The sequence below is a fragment of the Salegentibacter sp. BDJ18 genome (assembly GCF_017579965.1).
Taxonomy (GTDB): domain Bacteria; phylum Bacteroidota; class Bacteroidia; order Flavobacteriales; family Flavobacteriaceae; genus Salegentibacter.
Map to the genome: position 1 here is coordinate 280,337 of NZ_JAFLQX010000003.1, position 11,919 is coordinate 292,255.

An 11,919-nucleotide genomic window follows, 5' to 3' on the forward strand; every position below is an offset into this window, starting at 1 on the left:
TTTTAAAAACTCAGAACTTAAATCTAGTTCTTGTTATAAGTCTCATTCAAATTATCAAGGATTTCCTGGGTTAGATCTTTCCCATCTTTCGCATACATAATGTTGGCAGACTCATTAGAACCAAAAATGTAGGTGTAGCCATTCTCTTCGCCGTAATCTGCTACATATTCCTTTACTTTATCTACAATAGAATCTATAACAGCATCGCTCTGCTCTCTTAGACGATTGCCCTGCATTTGCTGTTGCTGTTGGATTCTTTGCTGCTTCTGCATTAATTCTTGCTCTTTTTCCTGGCGTTGCGCCTGGGACATAGAATTCATTTCCTGTTGGTAAGCCTGAACTTCCTGCTGAAATCCTCTGGCAATAGAATCTAATTGTTTTTTTACCGAATCTGATTTAGAAGTAAAGTCAGCTTCAACATCTTTCATTTCTTTGTACTCCTGGATAAGTTTTGTGGTATCTACATAAGCCGTTTTTTCCTGGTCGCAGGAAGTAAGCAAAACAGCAACTACCAAAATCATTAAAAGTTTTTTCATCATTAATTGAATTTGTTTGTCGCAAATGTATGAAAGTTAAATTTTCGATTTAAATCAAAACTGACTTATGAAGGGTGTATAAGAAATTCTTATATATAAAATTATAATGATAAATTTAATAGATAAAAAATGAATTAAATAGCTTAGAAATAAGCTTGTTTCTCAAAATTGACCTGATATCATATCATCCTAATAGCCAAACGAGCTTAAATAAGCTTAAAATACGTTTTTTAGCATTTCTGAAAGAAATAAACGAGAGAAGAATACTCTGAAGTACGTTGTGCTCTTAAATTTGATTCCAGGCCAGTTTTAAAAGCTTTTATAATATTTGATTTTCCCATTTTGTTTTTTTCTGAAAGTAAACTCACGTAGAAGGAATCAAAAACAAGAGGTTTGGTGTTGAGCTTTTCAAAATTATGTTTTTTGAATAACCCGGTAATTCCAGTTTGAGAAAAATGCCAAAGATGTCTAGGCACATCGTAAGCCGCCCAAAATTCTTTGTAATATTCGGCATCAAAACTTTTAAAATTCGGAACTGCGATAACCGCTACCCCATTTGGTTTTAATAAGCGATACAATTCCTTTAGCTGAAAATCAAAATCTGAAACGTGTTCCAAAACGTGCCACATAGAAACTACATCAAAAGAATTATCTTCAAAGTAAGATAATTCTTGCTGAAGCTCAATCCCTTTTTCAGCAGCTAATTTTCTTGCCTGTGCATTTGGTTCAATACCTTCAACATTCCATTTCTTTCTTTTAGCCGTTTGTAAAAAATCCCCGGTTCCAGCGCCGATGTCTAATAAGTTATTTCCTTTAGCAACTTTATTTACCCATTTCAATTTTTGCAGTAGCATAAAATTCTTAACAGCCTGGTAAATTTTATCGGTAAGACTTTTACTCGAATCTGTATGGGAAATATAATTTTCACTTTCATAGTAAGCCGAAAGATTTTCTGGTTTTGGAATTGTTTCTAAGATTTCAAAATCACTTCTCTTTTGTAATTGAAATTCTTCGCCAGAAACTAAATGATCTTTACAGGTTAAATGAAAATTTTTATCGCTCATTAAAAGAATTTTTGATCGGGATTATTCACGGTAAAGTTTCTAAATTCTTCTCGCATTTCAGCTAATTGTTCGAGTAGCGGTTTTTGAAAAATAGAACTTTCTGCTAAGTGATCTATTCCGGTTTTATCGGTAACTGTAATACCAACAAAAAACTTTAGATCGCTCTCCCTAGTTTCCACACCATCGCCAAAAAAAAGTCCGGTAAGATCCATATATTGTTCCCTATCGGAATAATCAAAAACGGTGACAATAAATTCGTGATCTGATCCTTTTAAAAAACTGGTTTCAAAATTCATTAAATCATCTTCACTTTCTAAGGCAAAATAATTTCTAAACCAATCTCTTGTTTTTTGTACCTTAATGGAACTACTAAATTTAAAAGAAGTATAATCAGATTTATCTTCGGGAGAATTTAATTCTGAAGTCTTAATTTCCTTTACGGAATGCGTAGTAATTATGCAGGATTGAAAAATCAAAAAAGTGAAGAGCAATAAGAAGCTCTTATTACCTACACTCGTTTTTAAATGATGAAAAATTCGATTGATCTTTAATAGTTTTTCAAGTTAATCCTGCGAAATTTATCTCAACAAAGTACTTCAAAAATAAAATTGTTCCACGTGGAACTTTTAAAATTATCTTCCCATATAAACCAATAAAACGGAAATATCATTTGGACTCACCCCGCTTATTCTTGATGCTTGTGAAATTGATGTTGGTTGAATTTTATTAAGCTTTTCCCGTGCCTCAAAAGACATAGATTTGATCTTAGAATAATCAAAACTATTAGGGATTTTTACATCTTCCAGCCTATTCAATTTATCGGCATTGTTCTTTTCCTTCTCAATATATCCAGAATATTTTACCTGGATTTCGGTCTGTTCCAAAATCTCGGTATTCAAATTATTCTCCTGAATATACTCCTCTACTCCGGGGAAATTTCGCACATCATCCATAGTAATATTTGGACGGGAAAATATTTTAAAGATCTTATCACTTTGCTTCATTGGGGAAGAATTATTCTCCTCCAAAATAGGATTTGCATCCTCGTGAGAAACGCTTTTGTTCTTAAGGAAATTTACAAAATCAGAAGACTTTTCCTTCTTCTCTTCCATTTTTCGCATACGTTCTTCAGAAGCCAAACCTAATTTATAAGAACGCTCGGTCAATCTAAAATCGGCGTTATCCTGACGCAATAAAGTTCTGTATTCAGCACGGGAAGTAAACATTCTATAAGGCTCTTCTGTACCCTTCGTAATAAGATCGTCTATAAGAACACCTATATAAGCTTCGTTTCTCTTAATGATAAATTCTTCCTTTTCCTGAACTTTTAAAGCAGCATTTATTCCTGCCATTAATCCCTGGCAAGCGGCTTCTTCGTATCCTGTAGTTCCATTAATTTGACCGGCAAAATATAGCCCATCAACCAACTTGGTTTCCAAAGTATGTTTCAACTGCGTAGGTGGAAAATAATCGTATTCTATCGCATAACCAGGTCTAAAAAATTTCACATTTTCAAATCCGGCTACAGATTTTAAAGCTTTAAATTGAACATCTTCAGGAAGCGAAGTAGAAAAGCCATTTACATAAACTTCTACCGTATTCCATCCTTCAGGTTCAACAAAAAGTTGATGCCTGTCCTTATCTGCAAACCTGTTTATTTTATCTTCTATACTAGGGCAATACCTGGGACCAATACTTTGAATACGTCCATTAAACATGGGCGATCTTTCAAAGCCATCTTTAAGGATTTCATGCACCTCTGGCGAGGTGTAAGTCATATAACAAGACCGCTGTTTTTTTAAAGGTTGGGTTTCATCTAAAAAAGAAAATTTAGAAGGAACATCATCCCCGGGTTGCTCTATCATTTTAGAATAATCCAAAGATCTACCATCTACTCTTGGAGGTGTTCCGGTTTTCATTCTACCCGATTCAAAACCTGCATCAACAAGATCTTTTGTAATCCCGGTTGCGGCTCTCTCTCCTGCTCTACCGCCTCCAAAATTCTTATCGCCAATATGAATTAATCCATTTAAAAAAGTACCGTTAGTAAGCACTACAGATTTAGCACGAATTTCCAAACCTAAAGAAGTTCTCACCCCTTTAAGTTCGTTCCCTTCTAAAATCAAACCGGCTACCATTTCCTGGTAGAAATCCAGATTTGGAGTTTGCTCTAATCTAAGTCGCCAATGCTCAGCAAACATCATACGGTCGCTTTGCACTCTTGGGCTCCACATTGCGGGTCCTTTAGATTTATTAAGCATTTTAAATTGAATGGCACTCGTATCACTAACTAACCCGCTGTAACCACCCATCGCATCTATCTCACGCAAAATTTGTCCTTTTGCAATCCCACCCATCGCAGGATTACAACTCATTTGCGCAATATTCTGTAGGTTCATCGTCACCAATAAGGTTTTAGAACCCATATTTGCGGCAGCGGCAGCGGCTTCACTTCCAGCGTGACCGGCACCTACTACAATAACATCATATTCACTTTCGAACATAAAAATTCTTCTTTCTAAATTTATTGTTCCACGTGGAACAATGCAATCTTTTCGTCTTCCTTCTGTCGCATTAAAGCGGCCTCACTTTCAGTCTTATCTCCATATCCACATAAATGCAATATCCCGTGGATCATAACCCTTTTAAGTTCTTCAGAAAAATCAACATTATACTCTTTCGCATTTTCGGTTACCCGATCTGTACTAATAAAAATATCTCCGTTCAATTCTTCTCCCTCAGAATTATCAAAAGAGATAATGTCGGTATAAGTATCGTGGTCCAAAAATTTGAGATTAATCTTATATAAATAATGATCGTCACAAAAAATATAATTAATCTCTCCAAGCTGTTTCTCTTCTGAAGAGATTACTTTTCTAATCCAGGTATCAAAAGATTTTTCCTCCTGAAACTCGAAATCATTTTCCGAATAAAAATTAATTATCTGTTCGCTCAAAATAGGATTTTACTTTCTGTTTATAAATTTCGCGCAAAGGTAAGCTTTGTCTATTTAAAATTTCTATAGAATTAAAATATTCTTTAGCCTTAATACTTTGATCTTTAGTCGTGTTGTCAAACTGCTGAAGATTGGTTTCAGACTCTCGTTTATTATTTTCTCCCTGTTGCAAACGCGCGTCTTCATATTCCATCAATTCGTGTTCCAATTGCTGCAATTTCTGAAGATTTTCAGGATCAAAACCTTTGTCCAGTAATTGTTCCTCGGCCTCCTTCATTTGCTCTTCAATTTGTTTTCCCCGTTGCGAACTTTCTTTCTCATTTAATTCCTGTAAGCTTTGCCGCAGTTCTTGCTGATCTTTATAAATTTCGAACAGCCTTTCCATCTCCCCTTCTCCCATTCCTTCCCCGGGCTTCCTTCCTTCATTCTGCTTTCCTTTTTGCTGTTTTCCCTGCTCCTGAAATTCTTTATTAATTTCCTGCTGCTTTTTAATAATATCCTGAAGCTGAAATTCTGAATTTTCACCCTGTCCTTTTCCCAATTGCGGATTTGCCTGTTGTTGCATCATCGACAGAATTTCACTCAACATATAAGCCAAATCATTTGTGCCGGTTACTACATATTGCTGGCTCGCGGTTCCCTGGGGTAATTGATTCTCGCCAAGCCGCTCAAGTGATTTATCGATATCAAATTCTATGTCAGTTAAGCTTTTAGTAATATTCTCGGTGATCATAGGATTACTAAGCGCAAGGGAATATAAACTATCATCAATATGTCTAAAGTTTTCCCTGAGATCGTTTTGTCTTCTAAGCCTGGCAGCATATCCCGGATTATTGATATCTATTTTACTGAAATCCTCCAAAAGCTCCTCCTGCTGAAATGAAAATGTGACCAAATTATCTAATATTTGTCGAAGCGTTTCAATATCAGCTTTTAGTTCTTCTCCACTTTGCTGCATTGAACGCTGCTGCATTTTTTGGCTCATTTCCTTCATTTGCTGAGCAGCATTCTTCTGTTTTTCCTTTGCCTTTTCCCTGTCTCCATTATCTAAATTTTGCTCTGCATCATTCAAATCTTTTTCTATACTTTCTTCATCAACTTCGTCACGAGGTAAATCTGTGGGCTTTTGTAAATCCTTATTATCATCTTCCAATTGATTCATTTCTTGCTGAAATTCTTCAAATTCCTCCGAAATTTTCTTTTGTTCTTCTAAAGTTTCCGCATAAGAATTTTCTGACAATTGGTTTTGTTTTTCAGAAAGTTTATCCAAATCTCTCGCCAATTTGTGAAGCTTCTCTTCTACATAATAGCGTTTGGTTAATTCTAAAAGCTGCTCTAAATTTCTTTCTTCACTCTGATTTCTTTTAGAAAGTTCTTCCAGTTTTTCTCCCAACTCTTCCCGGTTAATTTTATCGGCTATTTCTTGCAATTCTTCCAATAGTGCTTCATTCTCCTGAAGGCGTTTTTCATTTCTATCTAAACGTTTTTTGAGTTCATCTTTTTCAGGAGAATCTGAACTTAATTCCTGCTGATTTTCTTCAAAACTGTTTTTAAGTTTTTCAGAATAATTACGCATCATTTCAGATTGTTGCTTTTGACGTTGAATAAAGTTTTGAAGTTTTTTACGCTGATTATAATCCAGGTTTTCATTTTCCTTTTGCAAGCGGTTAAGTTCATTTAATTCTTCTTCTGAAGATTGAATGTTTTTTAAACTTTCACTCAAATTATTTATAGACTCACCTTGTTGTCTTAACTTCTCCTCTTCTATTTCCTCGTTTGTTTTCTTTCTAAAACTAAAGGTTGAAGTTTTTGTATTTTTACTTCCATTCACCGCATCATTATCCCAAAGCTGAAAGTAGAAATTATAGGTTTCTCCGGGTTCTAGATCCAAATTTCCGGGAAATGTGTAATGGAAATCATCAAAAGCGGCATTAGAGATCGAAATCTCATCCTTTTGAAGGCTATCTTCTTTATTTTCAACATAATAAACCAGTTTTAAGCTATTTAAACCGTAATCGTCAGAAAGTTTTCCATAGAAATACTGTGTAGTATTATCTGTACTATCCAGTTTCTGTTGAATTTCAATTACCGGATATTCATCCTTGATAACGTTTACGGAATAATCTAAAGCCTCAAAGTTTTTAATAGCCCTATTTGAAGTGCTAACATTATAATCCAAACGAGAATAAACAGCCTGTGAATATTGGAAATCTGAATTTTCAGCAGAAAGTTTAATTAAAGAATCTTCAATCGTAAAATTGAGAATTTCGGTATTTCTTGTATTAAAATTCCAGGTGATTTTTGTGCCTTCCGGTACATTTACATTCCCTGAACCACTTAAACTATCATTAAGCTTTCCTATGTAATTAGGATAGTCAAACTTAATTTTAAAATCTAAAAGTTTGGGTACTTTTAGAGTTTCAAGGGTATATTCTTTAGAATTTATGCCGTTGGCACTCAACCTAAAATTCACATTATTTTGAAGCCTTTTAAAAGTATATTCAAAACTTCCCGGGGCAACTTGTTTTAAAAAATAGGTTTGTCCGTTGTAAGAAATTTCAGGCTTTCCGGGAGTGATATTTCCTTCTGTTTTTACCAGGATTTTATATTCTGAATTCTCCCTGGCTTTTAAAGAATCGTTCAAAATTATAAACCTGAATGGCGCGGGCGCTTCAAATTCGGTATTATGTTTTGCAAGTCTATCTAATGGCGAAGCAATCAACTTCATATTTCCGGTTACTAAAAGCCCTAAAATCAATACTACTGGAAATAAGGCGTATTTTAAGTATTTTCGGTTCTCCTTATAATCTACAGCACGGGTAAATGGAACCTTATTTAGTTCGGCCGACTTTTGTTCGATCCCGGCTAACAATAATTCAGATTGTTGTGAATCTTTTTTAAGCTGAAGAATATTCAACAATTTATCGTTTACTTCAGGAAAATGCGCGCCGATTATTTTTGAAGCTTCTTCATCATTTATTCCGCTAGAAAATTTAAAGAGTTTCGTCAACGGAATTATAATAAAGTAGCCCAACAGCATCACCTCTACTCCAACAAAAATCCAGAATAAAAATGTTCTTGCTGAAGGTTCTAACCATAGAAAATATTCTATCGCTAAAACGCTTAGGAAATAAAGTAAGCCAATAGCCAGAAATAAGATAATTCCTTTCAGCAATTTATTCAGGTAAAACTTCCTGATAAAGGCCGCCAGCTTTCTTTTTATTTGATTGTAATTTTCCATAATTGAAGCTTAAAAATACAACAATTTTGGCGGAGTGATTTCCGTAGTATTGATGCGACTCTCATTAGGTTTCGTTTAATAAGATTGTATCTTTGCAGTTAAAAACAAAACTAGATATGTCTGCTAAAGTTCGCGTGCGTTTTGCGCCAAGTCCAACCGGCCCTTTGCATATTGGCGGGGTAAGAACAGCTTTATATAATTATTTATTTGCCAAAAAACACAAGGGAGATTTTGTGTTGCGTATAGAAGATACCGATCAAAACCGATACGTTGAAGGTGCCGAAGATTATATTGTTGAATCCCTTAATTGGTGCGGAATTCCTTTTGATGAAGGGCCCGGGAAAGAAGGTGATTACGGCCCTTACCGCCAAAGCGAGCGCAAAGATATTTATAGAAAATATGCCGAAGAACTCCTGAAAAAAGATCAGGCTTATTACGCTTTTGATACTGCTGAAGAGTTAGACGCACATAGAAAAAACCACGAGGAGAAGGGAAAAACTTTTATCTACAACTGGCATAATAGAATGAAATTGCAAAATTCCCTTGCACTTTCTGAAGACGAGGTTAGAGAAAAATTAGATGCCGATGAGAATTACGTGATCAGGTTTAAATCTCCTGAAGACGAAAATCTGCATATAAAAGATGAAATTCGTGGTGAAATGGAAATTGACACCAGCACTTTAGACGATAAGGTTTTGTTTAAAAGTGATGGGATGCCAACTTATCACCTGGCAAATATTGTAGACGATCATTTAATGGAAATCTCCCACGTTATTCGTGGTGAAGAGTGGTTGCCTTCGCTGGCACTACACTTTATGTTATACAGAGCTTTTGGATGGGATGCTCCTAAATTTGCGCATTTACCACTTATTTTAAAGCCACAGGGAAAAGGAAAATTAAGCAAGAGAGATGGAGACAAATTAGGTTTTCCAGTATTTCCGTTGGAATGGAAAGATCCTAATTCTGGAGAAATTTCTGCAGGTTATAGAGAAGATGGATATTTCCCTGAAGCCGTTACCAATATGCTGGCCTTTTTAGGTTGGAATCCCGGAACAGAACAGGAATTCTTTAAACTGAACGAACTGGTGGAAGCTTTTGAAATAGATCGTGTACATAAAGGTGGAGCTAAATTTGATCCCGAAAAAACCAAGTGGTTTCAGCAACATTATATGCACGAGGCAGATGAAAAAGTAGTCGCCGAAAAACTGGAAAAAATAATTGAGAAAAAAGAAATTAAAGTTTCTTCAGACTACGTTTTAAAGGTAGTTAGTTTGATGAAAGAACGCGCTGTTTTTGTAAACGATATTTGGGATCAGGGTTATTTTTTCTTCCTCGCTCCTACTTCTTACGATCCTAAAAATGCAAAAAAAGCATGGAAGGATGATACAGCCGATCTAATGCAGGAATTAATTCAGGTTTTACAAAAACAGGAAGATTTTAAAGCAGAAACCGTTCAGGCCGAAGTAAAAGCCTGGATCCAGCAAAAAGAAGTTGGTTTTGGAAAAGTGATGCAGCCTTTTAGATTAGCCTTAGTTGGGGCTATGCAAGGCCCAGACCTTTACGAAATCGCTGAAATGATTGGAAAAGAAGAAACCATTTCCCGCCTGGAAAAAGCGATAAAAACGCTGGGATAACAATTTAGAACAAAATAGGCTGTCTACGTCATTGCGAATGAGGTACGAGTGAAGCAATCTTTTCAGTTGAAGAGATTGCTCCCGATAACAATCGGGTTCGCAATGACGATAAAGCCTATTTGTTGTTTTTACCTTGTACTACATAGCTAACTAAACTACATCAGAGCCAGCTCACTAAGCATTAGTGTTGGAAAATACAATTTGATTTCGAGTAAAGTCTCGGCGCATTTAATCTCGATTATCGAGCAAACTTTCACTATCTTGGGAGAATCAACTTATATCTCCTAAAAATTATGCTTAGCTACGTCTTCATCCCCATCATTATTGTATTATTTCTGCTGATTCTTTTCAGCGGAATTTTCACTGTTCGCCAACAAAAGGCGGCGATTCTTGAACGATTTGGAAAATTTAAAAGCATTAAAAATTCCGGACTTCATTTAAAGATTCCTATAATAGATCAAATTGCCGGTAGAATCAATTTAAAAGTACAACAGCTGGATGTTCTGGTAGAAACCAAAACCAAGGATAACGTTTTTGTTAAACTGAAAATATCGGTGCAATTCCAGGTAATTAGAACTAATATTTACGACGCTTTTTATAAACTTGAAAGTCCGTCAGATCAGATTACTTCATATGTTTTTGATGTAGTTCGGGCTGAAGTCCCAAAAATGATCTTAGATGATGTTTTTGAACGAAAAGACGATATTGCCATTGCCGTTAATCGTGAGCTTAACGAATCTATGCAGGATTATGGTTATGACATCATTAAAACGCTTGTAACAGACATTGACCCAGATGAGCAGGTAAAACATGCTATGAACAGAATAAACTCGGCAGAACGCGAGAAAGTGGCTGCAGAATACGAAGGAGAAGCCGAAAGAATACGAATTGTTGCAAAAGCACGCGCGGAAGCCGAAAGTAAACGTTTACAGGGACAGGGAATTGCCGACCAAAGAAGGGAAATTGCCCGCGGACTTGAAGAAAGTGTGGATGTATTGAATAATGTGGGAATAAACTCCCAGGAAGCTTCAGCATTAATTGTGGTAACGCAGCATTACGATACACTGCAAGCCATTGGTGAAGAAACCAACAGTAATCTTATTTTATTACCGAATTCGCCCCAGGCAGGAAGCGATATGCTGAATAATATGGTGGCGTCATTTACTGCTTCCAATCAAATTGGAGAAGCGATGCGCAAGAAAAATGAAGAAATTGAACAGGGGAAAAAGAATCAGGATGATTCGAGAAGGAAATAATTAAAACCTCTTCCTGCCTAAATAAAAAAGGTTTGAAAGTTTGTATTTTATCTCCGTCAACCTGAACTTGTTTCAGGATCTAAAATGTTAGATCCTGAAATAAATTCAGAATGACGTATGATTCAAAAACAAACTTTCAAACCCTTATAATATCTATAAGAAGTTTTCTAACCTTTTACTTTAGCAGTTACCTTTTTTAACCCGGTAAGCTTTGTTACAGCTTTAAGAATAAAGGCTTTTTGTAAAATAGATCCTGCCATACTTCCCATAATAGATAAGGGAGACATAGCACTTTTAGTACGCTCTATATTCAATTTGATCTCCTCCTGGTCTATTTTGGTTTGAAGTTTCAGAATTTTTAAATCCCGATCTATTTCTTTGAATGAACTATATTCCTTCATAGTGCTTAATCGTTAAAAAATTTTCTTGAAACTTTTACTAACAGAATCTTCTCAATTGGTTTTCTTCCGAAGAATAATATTCCCAGGAATAATAGAAAATAGAATCCGCCTACAATAAAATAACCGGAACTTGGTGTACCAATAGCTTCACTAATAAGAATAGCGACAGCTACTGAGAGTAAAATTAAGGCAAAGATGAAAAATATACCCAGCAAAAGCCCCTGAACAAGACCAATGGCCCCTTTCATGGCTTGTTTAAAGAATTCAAGTTTATAATATTCAGCATTGCTGTGGGCAAATGCCTTCAAATTATAATTTAGCTCGTCAATACTTCTGGATAGTTTTTCAAATGCCATAAAATTATTTCTATACTACTGCTTTATTTGGTTTGTCTTTAGAATCGCCTCCTTTACCATCTTTCTGTAATTTGGCGTTTTGCTTTCTAAGCTCTTCTAATTTAGTTTCCATTGCAGTAAGAATATCATCTGCTTTATGACTTGCCGAAGAAAGAGTTTCTTCTAATCTTGCTTCAAAGTCTACACGAGCCTGCTTGGCTTTTTCGGTTAGATTAGAAGAAGTCTCTGTGTACTTTTTATTTAATCTATCCTGAGCTTTTTTAGACTCGTCTTTTAATTTTTTACGGGTTTTTTCACCGCTATCTGGAGCATATAATAAACCTACTCCTGCTCCAATTGCAGCTCCGGTAATTAATGCTAATAGTGTACTTCCTGTATTTGCCATAATAGTTTTTTAGTTAAGTTAATACTAAACCCAAAGATACAAGATGGGTTAAGGCTATGCTGTTAATAACCGGTTAATATGTTAAAATGC

Annotated in this window: 11 protein-coding genes; 2 read left to right on the plus strand and 9 right to left on the minus strand. The window is 35.4% G+C overall.

The features are described 5' to 3' along the window. Positions 1–23: 23 nt before the first annotated feature. From J0871_RS03810 to J0871_RS03835, 6 genes are all read right to left on the minus strand, one after another. Positions 24–536 carry an OmpH family outer membrane protein gene (locus J0871_RS03810; RefSeq protein WP_075325361.1) on the minus strand — a complete coding sequence of 171 codons (513 nt, stop codon included), beginning with the start codon at positions 534–536 and terminating at the stop codon, positions 24–26. 230 nt (positions 537–766) lie between these two features. Next, on the minus strand, positions 767–1,600 hold the full coding sequence (locus J0871_RS03815; RefSeq protein ID WP_208223550.1) for a class I SAM-dependent methyltransferase: 834 nt from the start codon (positions 1,598–1,600) through the stop codon (positions 767–769). Beyond that, a complete protein-coding gene (locus J0871_RS03820) occupies positions 1,600–2,091 on the minus strand; it encodes a hypothetical protein (RefSeq protein WP_208223552.1) in 492 nt (163 codons plus the stop codon). Before J0871_RS03820 ends, J0871_RS03815 begins: the two co-directional genes overlap by 1 nt. A gap of 141 nt (positions 2,092–2,232) precedes the next feature. Further along, positions 2,233–4,104 carry a tRNA uridine-5-carboxymethylaminomethyl(34) synthesis enzyme MnmG gene (gene mnmG, locus J0871_RS03825; protein WP_208223554.1) on the minus strand — a complete coding sequence of 624 codons (1,872 nt, stop codon included), beginning with the start codon at positions 4,102–4,104 and terminating at the stop codon, positions 2,233–2,235. A gap of 20 nt (positions 4,105–4,124) precedes the next feature. Beyond that, a complete protein-coding gene (gene ybeY / locus J0871_RS03830) occupies positions 4,125–4,544 on the minus strand; it encodes an rRNA maturation RNase YbeY (RefSeq protein WP_208223924.1) in 420 nt (139 codons plus the stop codon). Then, positions 4,537–7,797, minus strand: a complete 3,261-nt coding sequence (locus tag J0871_RS03835; RefSeq protein ID WP_208223556.1) for a DUF4175 family protein — start codon at positions 7,795–7,797, stop codon at positions 4,537–4,539. Before J0871_RS03835 ends, ybeY begins: the two co-directional genes overlap by 8 nt. Positions 7,798–7,913: 116 nt before the next feature. Between J0871_RS03835 and gltX the strand changes: the two genes are divergently transcribed. Further along, entirely contained in the window at positions 7,914–9,431 is a 1,518-nt protein-coding gene (gene gltX / locus J0871_RS03840; protein ID WP_208223557.1) for a glutamate--tRNA ligase, read from the plus strand. 293 nt (positions 9,432–9,724) lie between these two features. Further along, a complete protein-coding gene (locus J0871_RS03845) occupies positions 9,725–10,687 on the plus strand; it encodes an SPFH domain-containing protein (protein ID WP_208223559.1) in 963 nt (320 codons plus the stop codon). A gap of 167 nt (positions 10,688–10,854) precedes the next feature. On the opposite strand, the gene J0871_RS03850 is transcribed toward J0871_RS03845, so the two are convergent. The 3 genes from J0871_RS03850 to J0871_RS03860 are packed head-to-tail and all read right to left on the minus strand — an operon-like array spanning position 10,855 to position 11,829. Further along, complete coding sequence (locus tag J0871_RS03850; protein ID WP_208223561.1) at positions 10,855–11,088, minus strand: DUF6327 family protein; 234 nt, start codon at positions 11,086–11,088, stop codon at positions 10,855–10,857. 5 nt (positions 11,089–11,093) lie between these two features. Next, entirely contained in the window at positions 11,094–11,444 is a 351-nt protein-coding gene (locus J0871_RS03855) for a phage holin family protein (RefSeq protein WP_075325368.1), read from the minus strand. 10 nt (positions 11,445–11,454) lie between these two features. After that, positions 11,455–11,829 (minus strand): YtxH domain-containing protein, encoded by a 375-nt coding sequence (locus tag J0871_RS03860; protein ID WP_075325369.1) that lies wholly within the window; start codon positions 11,827–11,829, stop codon positions 11,455–11,457. Between the last annotated feature and the right edge of the window lie 90 nt (positions 11,830–11,919).